This window comes from Nonomuraea sp. NPDC050643, assembly GCF_040654715.1.
GTDB lineage: Bacteria > Actinomycetota > Actinomycetes > Streptosporangiales > Streptosporangiaceae > Nonomuraea.
In genome coordinates this window covers 1-26,036 of sequence record NZ_JBFAIM010000064.1, presented here as the reverse complement: position 1 = coordinate 26,036, position 26,036 = coordinate 1, and the positions used below count along the sequence as shown (strand labels likewise).

General features: G+C 71.1%; 26 protein-coding genes and 1 pseudogene. 10 read left to right on the top strand and 17 right to left on the bottom strand.

Features of this window, described 5'->3' with window-relative positions:
* The 5 genes from AB0I15_RS51445 to AB0I15_RS51425 form a co-directional block, all read right to left on the bottom strand.
* Entirely contained in the window at positions 1-528 is a 528-nt protein-coding gene (locus AB0I15_RS51445; protein ID WP_358113976.1) for a hypothetical protein, read from the bottom strand.
* Between the two features lie 19 nt (positions 529-547).
* Complete coding sequence (locus AB0I15_RS51440) at positions 548-1,510, bottom strand: polyprenyl synthetase family protein (protein ID WP_358113974.1); 963 nt, start codon at positions 1,508-1,510, stop codon at positions 548-550.
* Positions 1,507-1,836, bottom strand: coding sequence for a hypothetical protein (locus AB0I15_RS51435; RefSeq protein WP_358113972.1), 330 nt, complete (start codon positions 1,834-1,836; stop codon positions 1,507-1,509). The genes AB0I15_RS51440 and AB0I15_RS51435 overlap by 4 nt, the downstream gene beginning before the upstream one ends.
* The gene (locus AB0I15_RS51430; RefSeq protein WP_358113970.1) at positions 1,833-3,341 is read right to left on the bottom strand and encodes a hypothetical protein; all 1,509 of its coding nucleotides are present in this window, start codon (positions 3,339-3,341) and stop codon (positions 1,833-1,835) included. Before AB0I15_RS51430 ends, AB0I15_RS51435 begins: the two co-directional genes overlap by 4 nt.
* Positions 3,342-3,473: 132 nt before the next feature.
* Positions 3,474-3,791, bottom strand: a complete 318-nt coding sequence (locus AB0I15_RS51425) for a hypothetical protein (protein ID WP_358113968.1) — start codon at positions 3,789-3,791, stop codon at positions 3,474-3,476.
* A gap of 238 nt (positions 3,792-4,029) precedes the next feature.
* Here AB0I15_RS51425 and AB0I15_RS51420 point away from each other — a divergent pair, with 238 nt between their 5' ends.
* Positions 4,030-4,812 (top strand): MFS transporter, encoded by a 783-nt coding sequence (locus AB0I15_RS51420; protein WP_358113966.1) that lies wholly within the window; start codon positions 4,030-4,032, stop codon positions 4,810-4,812.
* Positions 4,813-4,875: 63 nt separating this feature from the next.
* Here the strand turns inward: AB0I15_RS51420 and AB0I15_RS51415 are convergent, their stop codons facing one another.
* Positions 4,876-5,712 (bottom strand): class I SAM-dependent methyltransferase, encoded by an 837-nt coding sequence (locus tag AB0I15_RS51415; RefSeq protein WP_358113964.1) that lies wholly within the window; start codon positions 5,710-5,712, stop codon positions 4,876-4,878.
* A gap of 40 nt (positions 5,713-5,752) precedes the next feature.
* Positions 5,753-6,385, bottom strand: a complete 633-nt coding sequence (locus AB0I15_RS51410) for a pyridoxamine 5'-phosphate oxidase family protein (RefSeq protein ID WP_358113962.1) — start codon at positions 6,383-6,385, stop codon at positions 5,753-5,755.
* A gap of 77 nt (positions 6,386-6,462) precedes the next feature.
* On the opposite strand from AB0I15_RS51410, the pseudogene AB0I15_RS51405 reads away from it, so the two are divergent.
* Positions 6,463-6,591: pseudogene (locus tag AB0I15_RS51405) on the top strand (ABC transporter ATP-binding protein); the annotation flags it as partial.
* A gap of 19 nt (positions 6,592-6,610) precedes the next feature.
* Here the strand turns inward: AB0I15_RS51405 and AB0I15_RS51400 are convergent.
* The 9 genes from AB0I15_RS51400 to AB0I15_RS51360 form a co-directional block, all read right to left on the bottom strand.
* Complete coding sequence (locus AB0I15_RS51400; protein ID WP_358113960.1) at positions 6,611-7,573, bottom strand: sugar-binding transcriptional regulator; 963 nt, start codon at positions 7,571-7,573, stop codon at positions 6,611-6,613.
* 72 nt (positions 7,574-7,645) lie between these two features.
* Complete coding sequence (locus AB0I15_RS51395) at positions 7,646-8,623, bottom strand: sugar-binding transcriptional regulator (protein ID WP_358113958.1); 978 nt, start codon at positions 8,621-8,623, stop codon at positions 7,646-7,648.
* 116 nt (positions 8,624-8,739) lie between these two features.
* Positions 8,740-9,729 carry a D-ribose ABC transporter substrate-binding protein gene (locus tag AB0I15_RS51390; RefSeq protein ID WP_358113956.1) on the bottom strand — a complete coding sequence of 330 codons (990 nt, stop codon included), beginning with the start codon at positions 9,727-9,729 and terminating at the stop codon, positions 8,740-8,742.
* Positions 9,730-9,746: 17 nt separating this feature from the next.
* A complete protein-coding gene (locus tag AB0I15_RS51385; protein ID WP_358113954.1) occupies positions 9,747-10,829 on the bottom strand; it encodes an ABC transporter permease in 1,083 nt (360 codons plus the stop codon).
* Entirely contained in the window at positions 10,826-12,388 is a 1,563-nt protein-coding gene (locus tag AB0I15_RS51380; RefSeq protein ID WP_358113952.1) for a sugar ABC transporter ATP-binding protein, read from the bottom strand. Before AB0I15_RS51380 ends, AB0I15_RS51385 begins: the two co-directional genes overlap by 4 nt.
* A complete protein-coding gene (locus tag AB0I15_RS51375; RefSeq protein WP_358113950.1) occupies positions 12,385-13,029 on the bottom strand; it encodes a DUF2291 domain-containing protein in 645 nt (214 codons plus the stop codon). Before AB0I15_RS51375 ends, AB0I15_RS51380 begins: the two co-directional genes overlap by 4 nt.
* The gene (locus AB0I15_RS51370; protein ID WP_358113948.1) at positions 13,026-14,492 is read right to left on the bottom strand and encodes an FGGY family carbohydrate kinase; all 1,467 of its coding nucleotides are present in this window, start codon (positions 14,490-14,492) and stop codon (positions 13,026-13,028) included. The genes AB0I15_RS51375 and AB0I15_RS51370 overlap by 4 nt, the downstream gene beginning before the upstream one ends.
* On the bottom strand, positions 14,485-15,438 hold the full coding sequence (locus AB0I15_RS51365; RefSeq protein WP_358113946.1) for a transketolase C-terminal domain-containing protein: 954 nt from the start codon (positions 15,436-15,438) through the stop codon (positions 14,485-14,487). The genes AB0I15_RS51370 and AB0I15_RS51365 overlap by 8 nt, the downstream gene beginning before the upstream one ends.
* Entirely contained in the window at positions 15,435-16,322 is an 888-nt protein-coding gene (locus AB0I15_RS51360; protein ID WP_358113944.1) for a transketolase, read from the bottom strand. The genes AB0I15_RS51365 and AB0I15_RS51360 overlap by 4 nt, the downstream gene beginning before the upstream one ends.
* A gap of 230 nt (positions 16,323-16,552) precedes the next feature.
* On the opposite strand from AB0I15_RS51360, the gene AB0I15_RS51355 reads away from it, so the two are divergent.
* From AB0I15_RS51355 to AB0I15_RS51325, 7 genes are read left to right on the top strand one after another with little or no spacing between them, the layout of a single operon-like run.
* Entirely contained in the window at positions 16,553-17,827 is a 1,275-nt protein-coding gene (locus tag AB0I15_RS51355) for an extracellular solute-binding protein (RefSeq protein WP_358113942.1), read from the top strand.
* 6 nt (positions 17,828-17,833) lie between these two features.
* Positions 17,834-18,775: a sugar ABC transporter permease gene (locus AB0I15_RS51350; RefSeq protein WP_358113940.1), complete on the top strand. Its 942-nt coding sequence runs from the start codon at positions 17,834-17,836 to the stop codon at positions 18,773-18,775.
* Positions 18,772-19,611, top strand: a complete 840-nt coding sequence (locus tag AB0I15_RS51345; RefSeq protein ID WP_358113938.1) for a carbohydrate ABC transporter permease — start codon at positions 18,772-18,774, stop codon at positions 19,609-19,611. The genes AB0I15_RS51350 and AB0I15_RS51345 overlap by 4 nt, the downstream gene beginning before the upstream one ends.
* Positions 19,612-19,624: 13 nt before the next feature.
* Positions 19,625-20,617: a sugar phosphate isomerase/epimerase family protein gene (locus tag AB0I15_RS51340; protein ID WP_358113936.1), complete on the top strand. Its 993-nt coding sequence runs from the start codon at positions 19,625-19,627 to the stop codon at positions 20,615-20,617.
* Positions 20,617-22,176, top strand: coding sequence for a DUF4038 domain-containing protein (locus AB0I15_RS51335; RefSeq protein ID WP_358113934.1), 1,560 nt, complete (start codon positions 20,617-20,619; stop codon positions 22,174-22,176). Before AB0I15_RS51340 ends, AB0I15_RS51335 begins: the two co-directional genes overlap by 1 nt.
* 27 nt (positions 22,177-22,203) lie before the next feature.
* Entirely contained in the window at positions 22,204-23,391 is a 1,188-nt protein-coding gene (locus tag AB0I15_RS51330; RefSeq protein ID WP_358113932.1) for a DUF1593 domain-containing protein, read from the top strand.
* Complete coding sequence (locus tag AB0I15_RS51325; protein ID WP_358113930.1) at positions 23,388-23,774, top strand: hypothetical protein; 387 nt, start codon at positions 23,388-23,390, stop codon at positions 23,772-23,774. Before AB0I15_RS51330 ends, AB0I15_RS51325 begins: the two co-directional genes overlap by 4 nt.
* Here AB0I15_RS51325 and AB0I15_RS51320 read toward each other — a convergent pair.
* Positions 23,726-24,718, bottom strand: a complete 993-nt coding sequence (locus AB0I15_RS51320) for a DUF2278 family protein (RefSeq protein WP_358113928.1) — start codon at positions 24,716-24,718, stop codon at positions 23,726-23,728. The two genes, AB0I15_RS51325 and AB0I15_RS51320, sit on opposite strands and share 49 nt — an antisense overlap.
* A gap of 175 nt (positions 24,719-24,893) precedes the next feature.
* On the opposite strand from AB0I15_RS51320, the gene AB0I15_RS51315 reads away from it, so the two are divergent.
* Positions 24,894-25,919 (top strand): BMP family ABC transporter substrate-binding protein, encoded by a 1,026-nt coding sequence (locus AB0I15_RS51315; RefSeq protein WP_358113926.1) that lies wholly within the window; start codon positions 24,894-24,896, stop codon positions 25,917-25,919.
* Positions 25,920-26,036: the final 117 nt, after the last annotated feature.

Below are 26,036 nucleotides of genomic sequence, written 5' to 3'. Positions count from 1 at the left end.
TCAGATGACGAAGGCCGGGCGCGGTGCCTTCTCGCGGGGCGCGCCCGCCTGGGCCGCGTGGACGAGCAGCGCACGCCCGAGCAGCCTGCCGTGTTCGACCCCCGCCGGGTACGGCGCACCGCCGCGTAACAGGCCCAGCGCCGCCTCCACCCGATCCCCCTCCGGCCCGCGTAACCGCTTCGCCAGGTAGGCGACCCGGTCCCCGGCGGCCAGGCCGGCGAGCCCGGATCCGACCGCGTCGAGCGCCCGGTCGACCACGGCCCGCTCGGCGGCGGACGCGGCCCGGTAGTACGCGCTCAGCTCCGCCGCACCGGCCACGCCGACACCGAGGCCGTCCGCGGCGGTGCGGGCCAGCTCCCGGAAGACCGTCAGCCGCTCCGCGACCGGCTCGCCGCCGTCAACCGCGCCGGACGCGGCCCCGCCGAGCGAGGCCGAGCCGGACGCGGCCTCGCCGAGCACGGTCGCGCCGGGCACCGCGAGCGCCGCCGCCCCGCCGGCCGTACGGATGAATCCCCTGCGTGTGGGCATGCCCCGCCTCCTTTGTCCGTCAGTTGGCCCGCAGCAGCACATACTGCGACAGGTCGATGAGCGACTGCCTGGCCGGGCCGCCGGGCAGCCGGAGAGCGGCGGCCACGGCCTGGCCGCTGTAGTCACCGGCGACCGCCCTGGCGTGGGTGAGCGCGCCGGACTCGGCGATGAGGCCGTGCGCCCGTGCCAGGTCGTCGTCGTCCGGGTCGTCGATCTCGAGCACGCCCCGCAGCTCGGCGGCTCCAGGACGCTGCAGGGCGATCAGCACGGGCAGGCCGTAGACGCCCTCGCGCAGGTCGGTGCCGAGCCGTTTGCCCAGGGCCGACTCGTCGGCGGTGAAGTCGAGCACGTCGTCCATCGCCTGGAACGCCAGCCCGAGCGCCCTGCCGTACACCGCCAGGCACTCCAGGTCTTCCTCGCCCGCCCCGCCGAGCAGCGCCCCCGCCCGGCACGGCAGCTCGAACAACGCCCCGGTCTTCCTGGCCGCCACCCGCAGGTAGGAGACGATCTGGTGGTCGAGGTCGTAGGCGCTCTCGGTCTCCTGCAACTGCCCGAGCGCCAGCTCGACCGCCCCCTGCCCGGCCCAGCGAGCGACCCGGGGGTCGAGCTCGTCCAGCAGCCGGGTCGCCCTGGCGAACAGGAAGGTGCCCGCCGTGACGGCCTGGGCGTCGCCCCAGCGCGCGTTGGCCGTGCGCACTCCCCTGCGCGTGTCAGCGCGGTCCATCACGTCGTCGTGGTAGAGCGTCGCCAGGTGCAGCAGCTCGATGGCCGCCGCGGCCCGCAGCAAGGCCCGCTCGTCGCCGCCCGGCCCGAACCCGGCCGCGACGAACAACAGCGCCGGCCGCAGCCGCTTGCCCCGCCTGCGCAGCAGGTGTCGTGCGACCTCGGCCAAATCCGCGTCGTTGCAGCGGGCCGAGTCCGCCAGCAGGTCGTCCAGCCGGAGCAGGAGCCGCCTGGCGGGCTCGCAGGTCAGCCACGTCATGGGCGGAACTCCCCGGTCACCACGAAGACGACGGGCACGCCTTCGACGGTCTGCGGCTCGGCCGGGCGGTGGCGCTCGTCGTCGACGTACACGACGATGCCGTACGCCCGTGAGGGGTCCGCGTCCGCGGCCACCTTGCCCACGCCGGAGCCCGTCGTGCCCGGGTGGCGCCGTTCGAGCTCGTCGCGGTGCGCCGCCAGGACGCGCCGGGCGGTGGCCAGGTCGACCCCGTCGCGCCGCATCGTGCCTCCCTTCTGCGCCGCGCAGCCCGCCCCGGCCGCGATCGCCGTGGAGACGGCGGCCAGGAGGAGGCTGCGCCGCTTCACTCGTACGGGTCGATGAGGTAGGTGACGTCACCGAAGAGGGTGCGCACGGTCTCGTACAGCACGGGGTCGTTCAGCATGGCGATCAGCTCGCTCGGTTTCTTGCCGACCTGGCCCTGGACGACACCGTAGAGCCAGTCCGCGGCGCCGGACTCCTCCGGGGTCAGGTATTTGCGGGCGCCGTCGAGCGCCGTCCGGACGTCGGCCAGGTGCGCCTGCGTGAGTCTCAGATCGTCGCGCGTCGGGTCGGCGAGCGCCAGCTTCACCTCGCCGAGGTACTTGGTGTACATCGCCTGGGCCAGGGCCCGGTCGCCGTCCGTCACCTGGGTGTTCTCGCCGCGGTCGAACAGGGCCTGCTGGTTGACGTACACCATGTCGACCAGCCAGCGGCCCAGCGGCGTGGTGGCGAGATACTGGTCGCGGGCCATCCGGATGGTCTCGCCCTCCTGCTTGAACGGGATCCCCGTCAGGTCCTCGGCCGCGGTCAGGAACGCGCACGCGGCGGGCTCCAGGCACGGCGGATGCCCGATGTCCGAGCCGGCCGGCAGGCGGCAGACGACGGAGCCGGAGTCGCCCGGGCAGCTCATCGCGTCGGCGGCGAGCTGGTCGACGAACTTGGCGCGCCGGCCGCCGCCGTAGTCGATCGTCACGGTGACGTCGATCTCCTTCAGGAACCTGGTCGTGCCCTCGGTGGTGCGCCCGACCTTGCCGACCCTGATCCTGAACGGATCCTGGCTGCCGGTGACGTCCTGCCACGCGCTCTGCTCGTACATGGAGACGTTGAGCCGGGTCAGCACGTGGCTGATCGGGTTGAGCAGGGTACGCGTGCCGCCGCCGGCGAACAGCAGCCCGATGGCCTGCTGCGCCGGCGTGGGCTGGGTGATCACCGATCCCATCACCTTGTGGACGACGTCGGCCTTGGCGACCTGGGCGATGGCGGCGTCGACGTAGTTGTTCCCGCCGGAGAAGTTGATCGGGACGTACCGGACGAGCGTGCCGATGACGTTGTCCGCGACGTCGGTGTCGTCGTCGTGCCGTCCCGGCTGGACGATCTGCTCGCCGATCGCGGCGGAGTTCGACCTGGCCAGCACGTGGTTGTTGGACAGGATCGACAGCCTGTTGTTGTTCTGGCGGTCGTGGACCAGGCAGCCGAGGGTCCCGGAGGACGCCGTCTTGATGTTGCCGATGCTGCAGCCGCCCTTGGCGGGGCGTACCCGGCCCGTGTACGACAGCGCGTGGAAGGGACCGGTCTCCACCACGTCGACCTCGACGGTCACCCCGTCGACCTCGGTCGTCCTGGGCAGCAGCCGTTCTCGTGGCAGGGCTTCGGCGGGCAGTTTGCGCACCACGTACACCACGCAGGCCGGGGTGGTGAGCCGCACCCCCGACTGGGTGCGGCGGCCGAAGCCGCCCCCGATGATGTTGGCGTCTCCGCGCTGCAGGACGCGCTCCAGCGCCGCCCCCGCGCTACCGCGTGCTTCCCGGAAATCCCTCGGCGGGCCAGCCATGATCCAACCCCCATACCGGCGACATATGCCGCAAAGGTACGGATCATCGCGCGGCCCGGAATCAAACCGGGGTTTGAGTTCCCGGTAAACTCCGGCGGTAGGCCCGCTGCAACTTCCACGGTAGCGACGCCCTCAGTTCGCAGTCCGGGAAGCCATGGGCGTCGATCGGGCCCGTTTGGTCGGCGACTGTGCCTCCTGGCGGATGAACGCACCCGACGCCGTCCGGACCGGCAGCGCCAGGAGCCCGCTCAGATGGGCGTTCACCGGCTGACCGCCCAGGTAGAGCTCCCCGAAGCTCATCATGATGATGGGGGCGTGCGAGCCGCCTGCCGTGCCACGCTCCGCCCGGCCGCCACCAGAGGAGTCGCCGGCCACGGCCGGGCCGTCCGGCGCGACACGCCGGTGTCCAGGAGTCAGCGGCAGGCGTTCAGAGCGGCATGTCCTGGTCACTCATCGACGCGACGCCGACGTCCACCGGCCTGCTCTTCGACCGCGTCCGTGGCTGACGGACCGGCCGTGGATTCGGGTGGGGCCGAATGGCTCGCCCGAACGGCCGTGCGGTACGGACGATGGACCCCGCGCAAGATCGCGTGACCACGGCCTGGGGAGCTGAGATGACGAACCCGCTGACCACGCACCTGAATTCCGCCCGCCGGCGGTCCCCGACCGACGACGGGCCCACCACGTCGTGATCGCCACCGCTCGCCCGCAGGCCCGGCCGCCGATCGTCACCGGGGCGTTCCTGCTGCGCCTGACCACCGTCGTGGCCTCGTCCATCGGCTTCTTCCTGCCCTTCGCCGTCGTTCCCGCCTACGCCGAGCGATCGGCGGGCCCCACCGTCGCCGGAGCCGCGAACGCCGCCCTGCTCGTGACCACCGTGCTCGTCGAACTGGCCGCACCGGCCCTGGTGGCCCGGCTCGGCTACCGCTGGTCGCTGGGGCTCGGCCTGTTCACCCTGGGCGCGCCCACCCTCCTGCTGCTCACCTCCTCCGGCAGCGCGACCATCCTCACCGTCAGCGTCCTGCGCGGCGTCGGCTTCGCCGTCACGGTCGTGGCGGGCGGGGCGCTCACCGCCGAGCTGGTGCCGGCCGAGCGGCGCGGAGAGGGGCTCGCGCTGGCGGGCCTGGTCAGCGGGGTCAGCGGGGTCAGCGGGGTCAGCGCGCTCCTGGCGCTGCCGGCCGGGAGCTGGCTCATGGGGGCCGTGGGCTACGACGCCGTCTTCGCGGCGACCGCCGTCCTGTCCGTCCTGCCCATTCTCGCCGTCCCCTTCCTGCCGGGCCGTCCGGCGGCCACGGATCGGGCCGCGGGGGTGACGGCGGGCCTGCGCTCGCCGGACCTGATGTGGCCGGCGGTGGTGTTCGCGGTGCTCGGTTCAGGCTTCGTGAAAACGGCCTGGACCTGGGTCTTGTCGCCGACCACGGGGTGGCTGTACTTGAATCTTGTCGCCCACCAGACTGAAATGTGGATCTGAGCAGGGAGCACTCACGACAATCCGCGAGGCGAAACCGAGCCGGCAATGCCCGGCCCGGTTTCCTCACCTGCCGAGGAGGTCGGGGCGATAGTGCCAGACGAATTCCAGCCACGGCGGGGCCACCGCCGTGAAGTGCTCCCAACTCCCCGGCGTCAGGCCAGGGCGATCACTTCGGACCTCGACGAGAAGCCGCAGCACGAACCCCTCCCCGGTCAGGCTGCTGACAATCCGGCCCAGCGTCTGCCGGTACTCCCTGGGCTCGCTGATCAGCCGGCCGGACGGCTCCCGGTCGTAGACCCAGTCCTGGTCGGGATAGGAGGTCGCGGCTTCGTCGGTGTAGGGCTGCTTGAGCGTGTAGCCCTCCCCGTTCCACGAGTCGTGCGTGAGCCCGGAGAAGAACGGGTTGGCGCACATCAGGTAGTAGTGGCCGCCTCTGCCGACGACTCTCGCGACCTCACGGAAAACGATCCGGGAGTCCGGGACGAACGTCAGCGAGTACGGATGCCAGACCAGGTCGAACGAGGAGTCGTCGAGGGCCGACAGGTCGCGCATGTCTCCTTGGACGGTGCGGATGCCGACGCCGTAGTGCTCGGCGGCCGAGCGGTCACGCTTCAACTGCCCGGACGAGATGTCGAGAACCGTCACGTCGGCCCCGAGCAGAGCGAAGGCCGCGGACTGCTGCCCGCCGCCTCCCGCCAGGCAGAGCACCTTCCGGCCGGCCAGGTCACCGGGAAGACCCAGCCTCTCCAGCCCCAGATAGGCCCGGGCCTTCTCCTCGTCCAGGTCGAGCATGGGACGGGTGAACAACGCGTCCGCCTCGACAAGGGCTTCCCAGCGTTCCTCGTTGTAACGGTAGATGTCGTCCGGCACGGCGAACTCCCTGTCCGTCCTGCGAGGCATGGGCGAAGCCGCCACGTGACCTCCGTGGTCGTCGGTACGGCTAGTACTGGTTCATCTTGGCGTCGAGGGCGAGCCCGGCGTCGATCACCTTCGCGGGCACCCCCTTGAGGCCCATCTGGTCCTTGGCGATGCGTCCGAGCGTCGGCAGGCTCTTGCGGTCCGGCCAGGTCTCCGGCTTCCACAGCGACGAGCGCAGGAACGCCTTCGCGCAGTGCATGTACAGCTCCTCGACCTCCACGAGCACCGCCAGCCGTGGACGTTTGCCCTGGACCATGAGGTCGTCGAAGAACGGCGCGTCCGACACGAGCGTCGCGCGCCCGTTCACCCGCAGCGTCTCGTTCATCCCCGGCACGATGAACAGCATCCCGACGTGCGGGTTGTCCAGCACGTTGCGGAAGCTGTCGAGCCGCTGGTTGCCGGGGCGGTCGGCGAGGACCAGCCGGTGGTCGTCGAGGACCAGCACCGAGCCGGCGGGGTCCCCCCGGGGCGAGACGTCGCAGATCCCGTCGGAGTTCGAGGTCGCCAGCAGGACGAACGGCGAGTGGGCGATGATCGTGCGCGCGTGCTCGTCGATCCGTGCGATGTCCTTGTCCCAGATGGTCTGCGGCGGCTCTTTCACGATCTCGCGGAGCTCGGCCTCGGTGCTCACCGTACGGATCTCAGGAGGGTTCACCACCCCAATATAAGGTGAGCCTAACCAATCCAAAGGCCGGGAAGGGAGAGATCCTTCCATGCCCGGGGGGATCCGTACGCTCCCTGTCCCGGCTGCTCACGCCCCGCGCGGGCCGCGTGGCCCTGGACGGCGAGGAGGTGCACCGCACACCCGGGCTGCCGCCCCGGTCACCGGTCGCGCCCGGCGGCATCACCGTGCTCGACCTCTTCCGCTGCGCCCCGGGCCTCACCCGTCCAGGTGCTGGGCGACCTGCAGGTCCGTGATGAGGATGTTGATCCAGCCGCCCTCGACGGCCGCCCTGATGGCCGACAGCTTGCGCATGCCGCCCGCCACCCCGACCCGGCGCCCGACGGCCCGGAAGGCGTCGGCCTCGATGCCGACGACCCGCTGGCCGAAGCCCGAGTCGACGGGCCGTCCGGAGGCGTCGAAGAAGTGCAGGCACACGTCGCCGACCGCGCCGAGGGCCCGCAGCTCCTCCTGGTCGGCCTGGCCGACCGCGTTCCCGCTGCTGAGCAGCAACGGCGACGGCTCCAGGCTGCCGATGCCGACCAGCACGACGGTCAGGTCCCGCCACTGTGCCATGACGTCGCGGATCGCGCTGTCCTGGAGCAGCGCGTCGCGGATCAGGGCGTTGCCGACCACGCCCGGCGAAGGGACGAAGATCGGGCGGGCGCGGGTCAGGTCGGCCAGCCGGCCGACCAGCCGGGTGGCGTGCACCTGGGCGTCGGGACTGCCCACGCCGCCGACGAGCTGGATGACGCGGTCGGCGACCTGGGCGTTCTTCTGCGGCATGCGTTCGACCGTGGCCAGCAGCGTCTCACTCCAGGAGGAGATGCCGATCACGTCGCCGCCCGCGAAGGTGGCGTCGAAGTAGTCGACGGCGGCTGAGGCGAGCGCCGGGAGCACGTCGAGGGTGGACTCCGGGGTGTCCACCACCACGACGTCGCGCAGCCCGTAGCGGTGCCGGAGCCGGTCCTCCAGCTCGGTGTGCACGCTCGTGGGCAGCACCACCACGGTCCGTACGATGCCGCGCCTGACCGCCTCGCGCAGCAGGCGGGAGACGCGGGGCTGGGAGATGTTCAGCTCCGCGGCGATGGCCGGCTGGCGGATGCCCTGCTCGTGGTACATGCGGGCGACTCTGACCAGGAACCGCAGGTGCCCGGTGGACACCTCGCTCTCAAGACCCAAGCCGGCCACCCGCGGCACCGCCCTTCGTTGGATAGCTATTCGATATCCGTTGTCCATTCACCCTATCGTCGCTCACCCCGCGCAGAGGTGACGAGCCACTCGCAGGTCCGTGACGAGGATGTTGATCCAGCCGCCCTCGATGGCCGCCTTGACGGCCGACGCCTTGCGCATGCCGCCCGCCACTCCCACCCGGCGCGGCACGGCGCGGAAAGTGGGCGCGTCGATGCCGATGACCCGCTGGTCGAAGCCCGAGTCGATGGGTTTGCCCGAGGCGTCGAAGAAGTGCAGGCACACGTCGCCGACCGCGCCGAGGGCCCGCAACTCCTCCTGGTCGGCCTGGCCGACCGCGTTCCCGCTGCTGAGCAGCAACGGCGACGGCTCCAGGCTGCCGATGCCGACCAGTACGACGGTGAGATCGTTCCACTGGGCGCGTACGTCGATCACGCTGGGGTCCTGCAGCAGCGCGTCCCGGATGGTCGTGGTCGCGACCACGCCGGGAAGCGGCACGAAGACCGGCTTGGCGTAGGTGAGGTTGGCCAGGCGGGCCACCAGGCGGGTGGCGTGCACCTGGGCCTCGGGGCTGCCGATGCCGCCGACGAGCTGGATGACGCGGTCGGCGACCTGGGCGTTCTTCTGCGGCATGCGTTCGACCGTGGCCAGCAGCGTCTCGCTCCAGGAGGAGATGCCGATCACGTCGCCGCCGGTGAAGGTGACGCTGAGGTAGCTGGCCGCGGCCGAGGCGAGCGGCGGGATGACGTCGTCCTGGAACTCCTCGACGTCCACGACCACGGCGTCGCGCAGCCCGTAGCGGCGCTGCAGCTCCTCCTCCAGCTCGGTGTGCACGCCGTCCGGCAGGGTGACGACCGTGCGCACCATGCCGCGCGTGACCGCCTCCTTGAGCAGGCGGGACACGCGGGGCTGGGAGATGTTGAGCGCCGCGGCGATCTCGGGCTGCCGCAGGTCCTGCTCGTGGTACATGCGGGCCACCCTGGCCAGGAGCCGCAGATGGTCCTTGGTCGTATCGCGCCTCCCTCCTAGATTCGAGGCCACCGCGCACCACCTTTCTCTCGACGCCGACGCTGACGCTGCTGCTGATTTTCTATTCACGCATGAAGGTTCGATTCAGCTTATTGCGCGCCGCGCCTGGGCCAGGACCTCCGGCACGGCTATTTCCGGGCGAACACGCCGAACTCGTCGGCGTTGTCGGCGGTGACCAGCTCGCAGTCGATGGACTGCTTCTCCTCCTTGCCGGTCTTGCCGGTCTTGATGAACTGGTCGGCCTGCTCCACGGCGCTGGTGGCGCCGAGCGCGGCGGGCTGCAGGGCGGTGGCGTGCATCTCGCCGGCCTTGATGGCGGCGATGGCGTCGGGGCTGCCGTCGAAGCCGACGACCGTGACCTTGTCGAGGAGCCCGGCCGCCTTCAGCGCCGCGACCGCGCCGAGGGCCATGGTGTCGTTGCCGGCGATGACGCCCTGGATGTCACGGCTCTTCTGGATGATGGTCTCCATCTTGGTGAACGCCTCCTGCTGGTCCCAGTTGGCGCTCTCCTTGGCGACCGCCTTCATGTCGGGATACTGGGAGATCACGTCGGCGAAGCCCTTGGAGCGGACGCTGGCGTTGGTGTCGGACTCCTTGCCGACCAGCTCGACGTAGTTGCCCTTGGTCTTCATGGCCTCCGTGAACGACTGCGCGACGAGCTGGGCGCCCTGGGAGTTGTTGGAGACGATCTGGGCCTTGGCGATGCCGGTGGCGTTGATCTCCCGGTCGATGAGGAAGACGGGCACACCGCCCTCGGCGGCCTTGCGCACCGGGCCGATGGAGGCGTCGGCGCCGGCGTTGTCCAGGATGATCGCCTTGGCCTGGCGGGAGATGGCCGCGTCGATCAGCTCGCTCTGCTTGTTGGGGTCGTCGTCGTGGGAGGCCACGGACGTCTGGTAGCCGAGGGATTCGGCCTTGGCCTTCGCGGCGTCGGCCTCGGCCTTGAAGAACGGGTTGTCGTGCGAGGGCGTGATGATCGCGATCAGGCCGCCGGCCGCGCCGGCGGTGCCGGCCGGCGCGCTCGCCGCGGGCTGGTCGCCGCCGCCGCACGCGGTCAGCGCGGCCGAGCCGATGACGAGGGAGAGGGCCAAGGTGAGCAGGCGACGGTAGGGGGGCATGCGGGTCTCCTTGCGGTTCAGTGGTGCTCTTTGCTGGCGGCGACCGCCGCCGCGGCGGCTCCCCGCCGTTTGAATCGCTGCTGGCCCTGGTCCAGCATGACGGCGAGGATGATCACCGCGCCCTTGATGAGGATCTGCCAGAACGTCGACACGCCCAGGATCACCAGGCCGTCGGCGAGGAAGCCGATGACGAAGGCGCCGACCAGGGTCCCGCGCACGGTTCCGCGTCCCCCGCTCAGCGCGGCACCGCCGATGACGACCGCGGCGATGGCGTTCAGCTCGTAGGTCTCCCCCGCCTGCGGCGCGGCCGAGGTGAGCTCCGAGGCGATGATGAGCCCGGCGACCGCGGCGCAGGCGCCGGAGATCACGTACACGAGGGTCTTGACCCGCCGGATCGGCACCCCGGACAGGTCGGCGGCCCGCTCGTTGCCGCCGGTGGCGTACAGCCAGCGGCCGAACGGGGACTTGGCCAGCAGCAGCACGACCACCGCCGCGAGCACGATCATGATCCAGATGGACGTGGGCAGGCCGAGCGGCCGGCCGCTGCCGAGCAGGCCGAAGCCGGTGTTGCCGAGGGAGGGGTTGCCGCCCAGGTTGGGGTAGGTGGCGCCGTCCGAGATCAGCATGGCCGCGCCTCTGGCGACGTACAGCATGCCGAGCGTGGCGATGAACGGCGCCACGTTGAAGCGCGTGACCAGCAGCCCGTTGACCCCTCCGACGGCCATCCCGACCGTCACGCACAGCACGATCACCACCCACACCGGCGGGTAGGCGATCACGCCGCCGACGTGCAGGCCGCCCAGCAGCTCGCCGGCGACCACGCCGGACAGGCCCACGATGGAGCCGACCGACAGGTCGATGCCGCCCTTGAGGATGACCAGCAGCATGCCGAGCGCGATCACGGCGTTGATCGCGACGTGCTTGGTCATCGTGATCAGGTTCGGGACGGTCAGGAACGAGTCGGACAGCACGCCGAAGATCACGATGAGCACGGCGAGGGCGATGAAGGCGCGCAGCTCGAAGGCGACGTTCAGCAGCGACAGGCGGCGGGCGCGGGCCGCGGCCTGCTCCGGGGGCGCGGTGGTGGCCGTGGCCGTCATCCCGCACCGTCCTGATGACCGGCCGGAAATCCGGCCTGGATTCCGCCGTCGGACACGCGCATCAGTTCCTCCCGGGTGAGCTCGCCGCGCCGAAACTCGCCGACGAGGGCGCCGCGGGCGAGCACGAGCAGCCGGTCGGGGATGTGCAGGGCCTCTTCGGCGTCGGACGTGGTGAACAGGACGGCCAGCCCGTGCCGGGCCTGGGCCGCCATCAGCTCGAAGATGTCGGCCTTGGCGCCCACGTCGACGCCGCGGGACGGCTCGTCCAGCAGCAGCACGCGCGGCCCGGTCAGCAGCGCCTTGCCGATGACCACCTTCTGCTGGTTGCCGCCGCTGAGCGAGCCGATGGCCGCCGTGGCGCCGCTGGTCTTGACGGTGACGTCGGTGATGGCGCGGGCGACGGCGGCGTGCTCGCGCGGCTGTGAGACGAACAGGCCGCGAACGAACGTGCCGAGCGCGGCCAGGGACAGGTTCTGCCCCACCGACATGGTCTGGACGAGGCCGTCACGCTGGCGGTCCTCGGGCACCAGCACCACGCCGCGCTCGATGCGCTCGCGGATGCCGGGCCCGTCCAGGGGCGTCCCGGCCAGCAGGACCCGGCCGGAGACCGGTCGCAGCCGGCCCGCGAGCGCCTCCAGCAGCTCGGTGCGGCCGGCGCCCATGAGGCCGTAGACGCCGACGATCTCGCCCGCGCGCACGGTGAGCGACAGGCCGTCCACGGCGAGCCGGTCGGGGACGGCCGGATCCGCCACGGTGAGGTCGCGCACGGTCAGCGCCTCCTCACCGAGCACGGGTTCGCGGTCCGGGAAGAGGGTGTCCTGGTCGCGGCCGACCATCTGCTCGACGATCCAGCGGATGTCCACCTCGCCGGCCCGCGCGGTGGCCACGAGCAGGCCGTCGCGCAGCACCACGACGTCGTCGGCGATGTCGAGGGCCTCGTCCAGGTGGTGGGAGATGTAGACGACGGCCACGCCGGCGGCGGTCAGCTCCCTGATCACCCGGAACAACACCTCGACCTCGGGCGCGGTCAGCGCGGAGGTCGGCTCGTCCATGATCAGGACGCGAGCCTCCTGGAGCAGCGCGCGGGCGATCTCCACGACCTGCTGCTGGCCCAGCCGCAGGTCGCCGACCAGCCCGTCCGGGTCGGCGTGCTCCTCCAGCCGGTCGAGCACCGCCTGCGTGGCCCTTCGCTGCGCCTTGCGGTCGACCGCGCCGAACCCGGTGCGGACCTCGCGGGCCAGGAACAGGTTGTCCTGGACGCTGAGGTTCGGGCACAGGCTCAGCTCCTGGTGGATGATGGCGATGCCCTGGTCGGCGGCGTGCCGGGAGGACTGCAGCCGCACCGGCCGCCCGTCCAGCTCGACGTGGCCGGTGGTGGGCTGCTCGATCCCGGCCAGGATCTTCATCAGCGTGGACTTGCCGGCGCCGTTCTCGCCGAACAGCGCGGTCACGCGGCCCGGGGTGACGGGGAAGTCGACGCCTTTCAGCGCGTGCGTGCCGCCGTAGACCTTGGTGACCTCGCAGGCCCGCAGCACCGGGCCGGCGGTGGGCGCGGTCATGAGATCGCCACCGGGGTGATCGTCACGGTCTGCGGGGTGAGCAGCGTGAACGCGCCGGTGAAGGTGATCTCCTTGCCGTCCAGCGCCGCCGCGTCGAGGCCGCCCAGGAGCCTGCCGCGCATCTCGTTGTTGAGGGCGGTGGCCGCGTCGGCATACTCGACCTGGTTGGTGAACTGGCCGAACGTGATGAACCCGGCGGCGTCGCGCAGCGCGGTGCCGTTGATGGCCGGGCCGATCTGCAGCGACACCCTGGTGCCGTCCGGCAGGCCCTCGACGGTGACGGGCAGCAGGGCCGAGCGCGCCTTCCCGGCCGTGCCCGTGCCCTTGACGGCGAAGGTGTAGGGGCCGGTGCCCTGGCGCTTGCCGTACTTCTGGCCGGCGGCGTCCTTGTCGCCGGCCAGGGCCTTGAGCAGGACGGGCAGGTCGACGGCGGCGGCCTGGATGGCGGGCACGACCTTGGCCTGGTAGTTCTGGGCGCCGAACGCGGCCGGGTCGAACCTCTTCGGCGCCGCCGCCGCGGCCGTCTCCGCCGTCCGGTATTCGGTGCTGACCGCCATGAGCACGATCAGCAGGGCGATGGCCGCGGCGGCGATCCAGCGGGCCGGGACGCGCCGGCGGGAGGCCGGCGCCGTTGGGGTCATGTGCTGCTCCCTTCCTGCGGAGGCCGGGCGCGGCGGACGGCCGCGTGCCAGGCGGCCTTCCTGGCCGCGCGCTCGGCCTCGTCGATGTGCGGCTCGAACATGTCGGCGGGCCGGGGTCGCGTCTCCAGGTGATCGAGGGTCCAGAGTTCGGCGGCGAGACCGGCGGCGTCGGCCACGCCGAGCGCGGACAGGTCGTGCTCGCCGGACCGGGCGACGGTACGGCCGCTGAGGTCGGCCTGGAGCCGCATCAAGGGGGCGCTGCGGGTCAGGCCGCCGTCGGCCATGAGCACGCGGACCTGGCCGGCCGCCTGATCGACGGCGGCCACCACGTCCTCGACCTGGAAGGCGACCGCCTCCAGGGCGGCGGCGGCGAGCTGGGCCCGGCGGGTGCCGAGCGTCAGCCCGGTGATGACCGGGCTGGCGTCCGGGTCCCACCAGGGGGCGCCGAGGCCGCCGAAGGCGGGCACGAAGTGCACGTCGCCCGGGTCGGCGGCCTCGGCCAGCAGCACGTCGGCGGGGACGTCGAACAGCTCGGCCAGCCAGCTCACGGTGCGGCCGGTGGCGCGGATGTTGCCCTCGACGGCGAGGGCGGGCCCGTCGCCGAGGTCCCAGGCGACGCTGCGGCACAGTCCGGGCGCGTCGCCGGGGTCGCCGATCGCCATCACCGACGAGCCGGTGCCGTAGGTGGCCTTCACCACGCCGGGCCGCCAGCCGGCGTGGGCGAACATGGCGGCGTGCGAGTCGCCCATGACGGCCAGCACCGGTACGCCGTCGGGCAGCGGCGCCAGGTCCCGGACGCCGGGGAAGCCGCCGGAGGAGGCGACCACCCGCGGCAGGAGCTCGCGCGGCACCCGGAACAGGTCGAGCAGCCGCTGGTCCCAGTCCTGGGCGCCGACGTCGAGCAACTGGGTGCGGGAGGCGTTGCCGACCTCGGTGACGTGCTCGCCGCCGAAGCGGCTGAGCAGCCAGGAGTCGACGGTCCCCAGGCACAGCTCCCCCGACCGGCCGCGGCGCCGGTCCGGATCGTGGGCGTCGAGCAGCCAGCGGGCCTTGAGCGCGGAGAACATGGGGTCGAGCGGCATGCCGCTCACCGAGCGCACCAACTCGCCCGCCCCGGTGGCGGCCAGCTCGTGGCACTGGGCGGCGGTGCGCTGGTCCTGCCAGCTCAGCAGCGGCCCGGCGGGCTCGCCGGTGCGGCGCTCCCACAGCACCAGCGACTCGCGCTGGGTGCTGAAGCCCACGCCCACGACGTGGCGGGCCTGCCCGGGATCGACGCATTCGGCGACCGCGCGGCGCACGCTCTGCCACAGCTCCTCGGCCGACTGCTCCACCCAGCCGGGGCGCGGCTGGCTCTCGGCGACCGGGACGACGGCGCGTGAGACGACCCGCCCACCGGCGTCGACGAGCAGCGCCTTGGTGGAGCTGGTGCCCTGGTCGACGGCGAGGACGAGCGGGCTAGCCATGGCGTATCAGGTCCCGGACGGCGGCGACGATGCCGTCCGCCGACAGTCCGAAGTGGTCGAGCAGGAAGGCGGTGTCGCCGGTGGGGGCGAACACGCGGGGCACGCCGAGGATCCGCATCGGGACGGGGTGGTGGGTGACGACGGCGGCGGCGACCGCCGCTCCGAGCCCGCCGCTGATGGTGGCCTCCTCGGCGGTGACGATCCGGCCGGTCTCGCGGGCGGCGGCGATGACGGCCTCCTCGTCCATGGGGTCGAGGAAGGGCATGTTGAGCACGCGTACGGAGACGCCCTCGCCGCCGAGCCGGGCCGCCGCCTCCAGGGCGCGGGAGGTCAGCGAGCCGATCGCGATCACCGTGACGTCGGCGCCGTCCTTCAGCAGCACCGCCCGGCGCGGCTCGAAGGGCGCGTCCTCGGGGGTGACGACGGGCACCTTGAAACGCGGGATGCGCAGGTAGGAGGGCCTGCCGGAGGCGGCCGCCCAGCGGACGGCGGCGCGGGTCTGCACCGGATCGGCCGGGACGAGCACGTCGAGGTTGGCGACCGCGCGCATCCAGGACAGGTCCTCGATGGAGTGGTGGGTCGGCCCCAGCTCGCCGTAGGCCATGCCGGGGCTCTGGCCGCAGAGCACCACGTGCGCCTCGCTGTAGGCGACGTCGGCCTTGATCTGCTCCAGGGCGCGGCCGGTCAGGAACGGGGCCGCCGCGCACACGAACGGGATCTTGCCCGCGTTCGCCAGACCGGCGGCCACGCCGACGAGGTCCTGCTCGGCGATGCCGACGTTGATCAGCCGGTCGGGAAAGCGCTCGCGAAAGCCGACCAGGTTGCTGGAGCCGACGGAGTCGTTGCACACGGCCACGACCCGCTCGTCCCGCCCGGCCAGGGTGAGGAGCTCGTCGGCGAAGTCCTGGCGGCAGTCGAAGACGGCCTGCTGCTCGGTGACCGTCATCGCGCCAGCTCCGCCAGCGCCGCCTCGACCTGGTCGGGGCTGGGCACCTTGTGGTGCCACTCCACCCTGTCCTCCATGAACGACACGCCCTTCCCCTTGATCGTGTTGGCGATGACGACGACCGGCCGGCCGGTGTGCGAGCCGCTCATCGCCCGCATCAGCGCGAGGTGGTCGTGCCCGTCGACCTCGCGCACCTCCCAGCCGAAGCTGCGCCACTTGTCGTCGAGGGCGCCCAGGGCGTTGGTCTCCTCGGTCCTGGCGCCCTGTTGCAGGCGGTTGCGATCGATGATCGCCGTCAGCGACGACAGGCCGTGGTGGGAGGCCGCCATGGCGGCCTCCCAGTTGCTGCCTTCCTGCAGTTCCCCGTCCCCCAGGACGACGAAGGTACGCCAGCTCGCGCCGTCGATCTTGGCCGCCAGGGCGCAGCCGGCGGCCACCGGCAGGCCGTGCCCGAGCGCGCCGGTGTTGGTCTCGACGCCGGGGACCTTGATGCGGTTGGGATGGCCGTTCAGCGCGGACAGGGGCGCCATGAAGGTGTCCAGCTCCGCCGTCGCGAAGAATCCGCAGTGGGCCAAGGTCGAGTACAGGGCGGCCGCGCAATGGCCCTTGCTCAGCACGAACCGGTCGCGGCCGGCCCAGCGCGGCCGTTCGGGGTCGACCGACAGCACGCCGTAGAAGCAGGCGACCAGGATGTCGGTCACCGACAGGTCGCCGCCGATGTGCCCCATGCGGGCCCGGTCGATCGTCCGGACGATGCTCCGGCGCACCTCGGCGGCCAGCAGGTCCAGCTCCGCCGCGGCGGCGGCCTCGTCGGCCGCGCGTACGCGTCCGGCCGCCTCGCGGTAGGCGGCCGACCGTGCCGGATCGAAGGGCAGCACGGACATCACCGCTCCGCCGCAGCGGGGCGCCCACCAGCACTTTGAATATCTATTCCACAATGACTAGGCATATTTTGACGCTAAGGCTCACCTCCGGGTCGTGTCAATGAGGCGCCGGAGATCACCCGTGTGACGCCTTCTTGACGGCCCCATGTCGGCGACGTTACATTCCGCCTGAATAGCCAGGCACTGTTGAATAGAAATTCAATCTCCCCCTGCCCCGTCTGGAGAGGTACATGAGAACTCCGACCAAAGCCGCGGCGCTGGCAGCCGCGGCACTGCTCCTGGCGGCCTGCACCGGCCGCGTCGAAGACACCGCCCAGACCAGCGGGGGGCCGGTCGAACTGAGCTGGTGGATGGTCACGCAGAACTCCGACACGGCGACCTCGGCGCTCAAGTCGATCATCGCCGACTTCGAGAAGCAGAACCCTGGCATCACGGTGGACCTGCAGTTCCGGGCCGTGGACGCGCACAAGGACGCGCTGCGGACCACGGCCGGCAGCACGTCGGGGCCCGACATCTACTACAACTGGGCGGGCCCGGGGCTCGGCGGGGAGCTGGTCAAGGCGGGGGTCAGCCTCGACCTGGCCACGTACTACCAGCGGTACAAGTGGGCCGACCGGTTCAACACCTCCACGCTGGCGGCCTACACGCAGTACGGCGGCCACCACGGGGTCCCCTGGACGCAGCGGACCGAGGTCGTCTATTACCACAAGGACCAGTTCGCCAAGGCGGGCGTCGACGGGCCGCCCACCACGTACGAGGAGTGGGCCGCGGCGGCGCGGAAGCTCAAGGACGCCGGGCTCACCCCGCTGTCCACCGGCGGCAAGGACAACTGGCACGTCATGCGCCTGCTGGACACCTTCATCGAGACCAACTGCGGCGCCGAACTCGGCGACGAGCTGAACACCCGCGCGACGAGCTGGGCCGGCCAGCCGTGCGTCGACAAGTCCTTCGAACAGCTCAAGCAGTGGTCCGCCGACTACTTCAACAAGGGCTTCGCCGGCCTGCCGGCGACCGAGGCGGCCGCCCTGTTCAACTCCGGCAGGTCGGCCATGCAGATCGAGGGCGACTGGTTCACCCAGCAGAACCTCGACGCCGGAGACGATCAGAACAACGTCGGCGTCTTCCCGATGCCCACCGGCACCGGCCGGCTCTACGGCTTCTCCGAGGGCATGTACATCACCAAGACCAGCAAGCATCCCGACGCCGCCGCCACGTTCCTCGACTACTTCACCTCCGCCGCCGTCGAGGGCAAGTACCTGGGCGTCTTCTCCTCCGTCCCGGTCAACAAGGAGACCAGGTCCGCCAACGCCCTCCAGCCGATCAACGCCGAGATCGCCGGATTGTCGGGCAAGGCCAAGGGCTTCTTCCTCAACAACGACCAGAACTTCCCGACGGACGTGACGACCGAGTACTGGCGCATCCAGAACGGCGTCACCAGCGGCTCCATCGCCCCCAAGGAGGCGGGCGCGCTGCTGCAGCGGTTCATCGACACCCACAAGGACTGAGCGGCCATGACCACCGTGTCGACCGCCCCGCCCCCCGCGCGAACCCACCACCGCGCCCGGCAGGGACGGCGGAGGATGCCGGTCCTGGGCGCGCTGCCGTTCCTGGCCCCCGCCCTGGCGCTGTACGGGATCTTCCTGCTGTTCCCGATCGTCTCGGCCGTCTATTTGAGCTTCATGCGGTGGAACGGCTTCCCGACCGTGCCGCCGGTGTGGGCGGGACTTGACAACTACCGTGACATCCTGACCAACGACACCGTCTTCCACACCGCGCTGCGCAACAGCGTCATCTGGGTGGTGCTCTCGCTCATCGTGCCCACCGTGCTGGCCCTGCTGCTCGCCCTGGCCCTGAACCGCAGGCTGCTGGGACGCAACCTGCTGCGCTCGGCGTTCTACATCCCCGCCGTGCTGGCCTCCATCGCCGTGGCGACCATGTGGACCTGGCTGTACAACCCGAACTCCGGCCTGGTCAACGGCACCCTGAACGCGCTCGGGCTGTCGTCGTGGATCCAGGACTGGCTCGGCGAGCCGCGGATCGCGCTCTATTCGGTGTTCGTCGCCTTCGTCTGGCAGACCACCGGCTTCTCCATGGTGCTGTTCCTGGCCGGGCTGCAGACGGTGCCGGCCGACCTGGTCGAGGCGGCCAAGCTCGACGGCGCCTCGGCCTGGCAGAGCTTCCGCAACGTCACCCTGCCGGCGCTGCGGCCGACCTTCACCGTCGTCCTGGTGCTGACCGTGATCAGCTCGCTGAAGGTGTTCGACCTGATCGTCGGCATGACCAACGGCGGCCCCGCCCAGTCGAGCCAGGTGCTGGCCCTGTGGTCCTACAGCCAGTCGTTCATCAACCACAACTTCGGCGGCGGCAACGCCCTGGCCGTCGTGCTGCTCCTGATCACGTTGGCGCTCGTGCTGCCGTACCTGATGTGGACCCTGAAGGAGGACGAGCGATGAACGCCGTCCGCCGCGCGAACTTCCCGCTCATCGGGCTGTGGATCGCCCTGGTCGTCACCGCGCTGATCTGGCTGGCGCCGTTCGCCTTCATGGTGCTGACCTCGTTGAAGTCCACCGCCGAGATCGGCCGCGGCTCCATCTGGTCGCTGCCGGAGGTGTGGCGCTGGGACAACTACCTCAACGCCGCCGAACGCGGCGACCTGTGGGGCGTCGCCGCCAACAGCGCCTACATCGCGCTCATCAAGGTGCCGCTCGGGCTGCTGGTGTCGGCCGCCGCCGCGTTCGCGATCGCCCGGCTGCGCTTCAAGCGGCACCGGGCCCTGCTCATCGTGATCGCCCTGGGCGCGATGGTCCCGGTGCAGGTGGCCCTCGCGCCGATGTTCACCACGCTGTCCAGCATGGGGCTGCTGAACTCCGTCAACGGCATCATCCTGCCGTATCTGGCGTTCGGCATCCCGTACCAGGTGTTCTTCCTGTACGGGTTCTTCCGCTCGCTGCCGCGTGAGCTCGACGAGGCCGCCCGCATCGACGGGTCCGGCAACTGGCGGCTGTTCCTGAGCGTGTGCCTGCCGCTGGCCAAACCGGCGCTGGCCGCGCTGTTCATCCTCGACTTCGTCGCCACCTGGAACGAGTACGGGATGGCCCTGGTGCTGCTGCAGGACCAGGAGGTGCGTACGGTGCCCCTGGCGCTGCAGGCCTTCCAGTCGCAGTTCGCCTCCAACTACGGCCAGCTCAACGCCTTCATCATCATGTCCATCCTGCCGGTCCTCATCGTCTACCTGATGTTCCAGCGCTTCTTCACGCAGGGCGCCCTCGCCGGCGCCGTCAAGGGATAGGAGACCCACTCACATGGCAGCAGAACCGCTCTTCGGCGCCGGCCTGTGGCACTTCGGCCAGTTCCGCGACCGCTACGCCACCGACGGCTACGGCCCGCCCGTCTCCACCCTGGAGGCCATCGACCGCGCCGGCCAGGTCGGCAGCCTGTCCGTCGTCGACATCAACTACCCGTTCAACCCCGCCGACCTCGACGTGGACCTGCTGGAGGAGCGGCTGAAGGCCAACGGGCTGCGCGCCATCGCCCTGACCCCGGAGATCTACACCAGGAGGTTCAGCCGCGGCGGCTTCACCAACCCCGACCCCTCGATCCGCCGGGAGGCCATCGAGCTGGTCAGCGAGTCCGCCGACCTGGCCCGCCGGCTCGGCTGCGACTACGTCAAGCTCTGGCCCGGCCAGGACGGCTGGGACTACCCCTTCCAGGCCGACTACAAGGCCCTGTGGCAGATGTCCGTCGACGCCGTCCGCGAGCTCGCCCAGCGCCACCCGGACCTGCGCTTCGCCATCGAGTACAAGCCCCGCGAGCCGCGCAACCGGATGACCTTCTCCTCCGCCGCCCGCACCCTGCTGGCCATCGAGAAGATGGACGTGCCCAACGTCGGCATCCTGCTCGACTTCGGCCACTCCCTCTACGGCCTGGAATCGCCCGCCGACGCCGCCCAGCTCATCCTCGAGCACGACCGTCTGTACGCCATCGACGTCAACGACAACTACCGCGGCTGGGACGACGACATGGTGGTCGGCTCCATCCACCTGGTGGAGACGTTCGAGTTCTTCCACACCCTGCGCCAGGCGAACTGGCAGGGCGTCTGGCAGCTCGACCAGTTCCCCTTCCGCGAGGACTCCGTCGAGGCCGCGCGCGCCGGCATCGAGGTGATGCGGACCATCTGGCGGGCGCTGCAGCTCCTGGACGTCGACGCCCTGGCCGACGCCCAGTCCCGCCAGGACGCCCTGGCCGCCCAGCGCATCGCCCGCAAGGCACTGCTGAGCGCCCAGGTGGACGGCTGATGGGGGAGGTGACGCGCGTCGGCGGCGCCTGGCGGGAGACGGAGATCGTGCTCAGCTCCTCGGCCGACCTCGCCGACGCCTACACCGCGGTCGACGTGTGGGCCGACTTCACCCATGACAGCGGGCTCACGCTGCGGCGGCCGGCGTTCTATGACGGCGGCCGTACCTGGCGTGTGCGCTTCAGCTCGCCGCTGCCGCACGGACGCTGGCAGTGGACGTCCGCGGCCTCCCTCGACGACCCCGGCCTGCGCGGGGTGAGCGGGGTCGTCGAGGTCGAGCCCGGCGGCGCGGCGGCGAACCGCTTCCAGCGCCACGGCTTCTGGACGATGTCGCCGGGCGGGCGCAGCCTCGTCCACGCCGACGGCACCCCCGCGATCCTCGTCGCCGACACCGCCTGGGCCCTGCCCTGGCGGGCCACCGAGGAGCAGGCACGCCTCTACGCGGCCGACCGGCACGCCAAGGGCTTCAACGCCGTGCTGCTCATGTCCGTGCAGCCCGACATGCGCGCCGTCGGGCCCCGTGACCGCCAGGCCGACGAGGGGTTCGGCGTCGCGTTCGAGGACCTGCCCACCGGCCACATCAACCACCTCGACCCCGCCTACTTCCAGTACCTGGACCGGCTGCTGGACATCCTGGCCGAGCACGAGATCGTCCCCGTGCTGCAGCCGGTGTTCCAGGGGTTCGGCTGGAAGGGGCTCGACGTGGCCGGCACCGTCGTGCCGCCCGGCGAGTACGCCCGCTACTGCCGCTACCTGGTCGCCCGCTACGGCGCCCGCCCCGCCGTCTACCTGGTGGGCGCGGACGGCTCCGGCCGTGAACCACAGATCCCGGCCGGCGGCGCCGAGGTGCACGCCTGGGACTGCTACGCCCAGCCCACCGGCATCCACTACCGCCCCCACGGCGACAACCGCGCCTGGCAGGACGCCGGCTGGCTCGACTTCCAGTGGTGCCAGACCGGCCACACCGGCGAGCACGTCCCCGAACGCGTCGCCGACATGTGGCGCAACACGCCCGTCAAGGCGGTCGCCAACGGCGAACCGACCTACGAGCAGACCCGCTCGGCCGCCAACGCCGCCGGCTGGTGGCAGGGCCATGAGGCGTGGAGCAACCTGTGCGCCGGAGGCACCATGGGCGTCGTCTACGGCGCCGCCAACATCTGGCAGTGGCGGTTGCACGAGGACGAACCCGGCCAGGCGCCGTACTTCCTGGCCCCCGCCGGCGGCTGGCGCGACTCCCTCGGCTTCGAGGGGTCCACCTACGTCGGGCTCCTCGGCCGGATCCTCGACGGCCTGCCCACCACCGACATGGAACCCGACTGGCAGACCTTCATCAGCCCGCGCACCCTGCGCGTACCCGGCCGGCTGCACATCGTCTACCAGGAGAGGGGCGGCCCGCTCCGGCCGGTGCGCGAGGACGGGCTGCCCCTCGCCTACCGGGTCGTCGACCCCCGCACCGGCGACGTCCTCGCCACCGGCCGCCGGTCACCGGGCGAACCGATCGAGGACGACCGGCACACGGCGCGGATCGTCATCTTCCACGAGGACGAACCCGTCTCCTGACCGGGCACACCCATGCGAAGGAGAAGCATGCCCACCCCCCGACGTGCTCGTACGCGTCGCCTGTCGATCGCCGTCATGGCCGCCCTTGCCGCGACCGCGCTCACCGGCACCTCGCACGCCAGCCCCGGCTCCCCCACCACCGCGCCGGCGACGCCGGCGCACGGCGCCAAGCCGCGTGTCATCGTGACGCAGGACGGCGAGGTCGACGACATGGACTCGTTCATCCGCTTCCTGTACTACGCCAACGAGTTCGACATCGCCGGCATCGTCTACTCCAGCTCCCGCTTCCACTGGGCGGGCGACGGCGCGAGCGTCCCCCCGTTCCGCTGGACCGGCACCGAGTGGGTCGACCACTACATCGACCTGTACGCCGAGCTCTACCCCAACCTGAGGAGGCACGCCCCCGGCTACCCGGCGCCCACCGAGCTCCGCGCCCTCTACAAGATCGGCAACATCGAGGACGTCAGCGAGATGACCAAGGTCACCGAGGGCTCCGAATGGATCAGGAAGGTGATCCTCGACGACAAACCCGGCCCCGTCTACGCGCAGACGTGGGGCGGGCTCAACACGGTCGCCCGGGCGCTCAAGTCGATCCAGGAGCAGTACGAGGGCACCCGCCGATGGCCGGCGATCCAGCGCAAGGTGAGCGACAAGCTGGTGATCTACAACATCCTCAACCAGGACGCCACCCTCGCCGGCTACATCCGGCCCACCTGGCCGAACGTGAAGATCATCGACAACCAGTCGCAGTTCTGGAGCTTCGCCTACCGGTGGAAGCCCACCGTGCCGGAGCCCTTCCAGTACACGTTGCGCGCGCCGTACATGGAGGGCGACTTCCTGAGCGGCCACGGGGAGCTGCTGACGCGGTACCGCACGTATCGCGACGGCAATCCGACGCCGGGTGACGACCAGAACAACCGCTGGCGGCCCGAAGCCAGCCAGGCCAACCAGAACCTCGGCTACGACGTCCACGACTTCATCTCCGAGGGGGACTCCCCCGCGTTCATGCACCTGCTGGACTTCAACGGCCTTCGGTCATCAGAAGACCCGACCTATGGTGGCTGGGGTGGCTGCTTCGCCCCCACCGCCTCCGGGTGGCTCGACACCACCGACGCCAACCCCATACCGCCGACCCGGCCGACCGGAACTACCCCCAGACGCGCTGGGTCGAGGACCTCCAGAACGACTTCGCCGCCCGCGCCGACTGGGGGGTGACCTCCTCCTACGCCGGGGCCAACCACAATCCGCAGGCCTCCGTACGGCCCGGCCTGGACCTGACCGCCCGGCCGGGCGCCACCCTCACCCTGCTGGGCAAGGGCACGGACCCCGACGGCGACCGGCTGTCGTACAGGTGGTGGCAGTACACCGACGCCGGCACCTACGAAGGAACGCTCGCGCTGAAAGGCGCGGATACGTCCGCCGTCTCCGTCACCGTCCCCGCCGACGCCGCGCCCGGGACCACCGTCCATCTCATCCTCGAGGTCAAGGACGACGGAACCCCTGCGCTGAAGCACTACCAGCGCGTCATCATCACCGTCGCCCGGCGGCGTCAGAACGTGAGGGACCAGCCCTCGCGGGCGGCCTGCGCGCCGGTGTAGGCGACGCCGTGGATCTTGATCCCGTCCTGGTCGAGCACGGTGATGATGCCGCCGTCATTGCCGAGCACCAAGGGCGGGCCGATCTCGACGAGACGGGTGGCGCCGGCCGGGATCGTCCCGGTGAGCGGGTGACGGTTCTTCTGCCGGTCGGCGATCGCCCAGCCACCGAGGTCGATCTCCTCGGGCGAGGCGTTCAGCAGGGTGACGCTCTCCCGCTCCGGCGCGGGCCCGGCCGGGTTGACCAGCGCGGCGACGATGCGCACCGCTCCCTCGAGCTCCGTGGGAACGAGCTCCGCCTCCAGCGGGTGACCGGTGACGTCGTCGGTGTGCCAGGACTGCGAACCGAACGCCAGGAACACCCCCACCCACAGGTCGGAGGCGGGCAGGTACGCGAGCAGCGCCCCGTCCTGCCACACACCGTTGTCGGCGGCGAAGCGGCCGCTGTTGCCCTGGTTCATGTGGACGTCGTGGATGCCGTTGCCCGGCGTGAAGCCGAAGATCTTGTCGCGCTTCGACTCCGGACCCCACCGCTGCCCGAAGACGTACAGCCGCGCGTCCGGATCCGACCGGGCCTGCTTCACGTAGTGGTCGAGGAACTCGCCCAGGTCGTTGTCGGGACCGGGCAGCGTGGTCGGGGCGGGACGCATGGCATCGCGGTCGAACAGATTGGCGCGGATGTAGTCGAGGGCCATCCCGCCGGGACGGCTCTCGAGAGCGGTGAACCCGTCGGGCAGGCCGGCGACCAGCGCGACGACCGGGTGCCGCAGGCCGTCGACGGCCAGGAACAGCAGGTCGGGCGGTGACTGCTGCGATCGGATGTTCACCGCGCAGCGGAACTGGACGCCCGCCGCGTCGAGATGGATCTGATAGTGCGGGGTGTCCGTCGTCTCCGTCCGGCAGTCCACCACCGTGCCCTTGAGGACCCCGTAGTCCGAGATCGGCACCGCCCCCACCCCCATCGGTTCCGTACGGCCGGCGCCGCACTCCTCGCTCACTCGACGAGCAAGTTATTTCCCGCCGACGAGAGCGGCGTGAAAAGCCGCGGCAACGAACGCCCAAACCTTTGCGGCCGGCCAAATACGACTTTTCCTACCTAATATGCATGTTATTCTCGCTCGCATGCGCACCATCTCTCCTGTGGTCGTCCTGGCCACCGCCGCCCTCATGCTCACCGCGTGCGGCGGTGCCGGCCGGCCGGCCGCCTCCACCCCCACCGGCAAGTCCGTCATCCTCATCACGCCCAACCCCGTGGGGACCAACAGCTTCCTCCAGCTCAGCGTCAAGGGCGCGGAAGCGGCGGCCAAGGAGATCGGCGCCTCGTTCAAGCTGTACGAGAGCAAGGACCCGACCAGCATCGCCCAGAACCTCGACGCCGCCGTCAGGGCGAAGCCCACCGTGGTCGTCGGGGTCAGCTTCTCCTTCGACGACCTGTTCGCCACCGTCCCCAAGCAGAATCCGGGCCAGCAGTTCCTCCAGGTCGACTCCTGCGCCAAGGAGCAGGCGGCCAACCTGACCTGCGTGTCCTTCAAGGAGCACGAGGCCGCGTACCTGGCGGGCATCGAGGCCGGGCTGCTGAGCGAGAGCGGCAGGCTCGGCGTCGTGGCCGCGATCGACTCGCCGTTCGTGCACCGCTGGATCGACCCGTTCTTCGCCGGGGCCAAGTCCGTCAAGCCCGAGGCCACCGGCACGCCGCTCTACGTCGGCGGCAACAACCCGTTCAGCGACCCGGCGCGGGCCAAGTCGCAGGCCCAGACGCTCACCGGCCAGGGTGCCGACATCGTGGCCGCCGCCGCGTCCGCCGGCAACCAGGGCGTCTTCGAGGCCGTGGCCGCCGCGCAGGCCAAGTCGTTCGGCGTGGACGTCAACCAGTGCGGCCAGAGCCCCGGCAACGTCATCGACAACGTGCTCAAGCACGTCGACGTGGCCGAGAGCGCCGCCATCAAGGACATCGCGGCCGGCAAGGCGGGTGGTGTCAAGGTGTACGGGCTGAAGGAGGGCGGTGTCGGCGTCAACGCGCTCGGCGACGACCTCGCCTCGTCCGGCTGCGCCGTCGCCGGCAGCCCCGACGTGGTCGCCAAGGTCAAGCAGGTCCGCGACGACATCGTGGCCGGTCGCGTCACCGTGGCCGACCCGCTGGCCGGATGAGTAGCCCTGTGTCAAGCCACCACCGGTTGATCTTGTTTGAGGAGGGCCTGGAGGGCTCCGTGTTTGGCCGGGTCGTAGGCGAGGCCGTCCTGCCAGCAGTGCCAGATCACATACAGC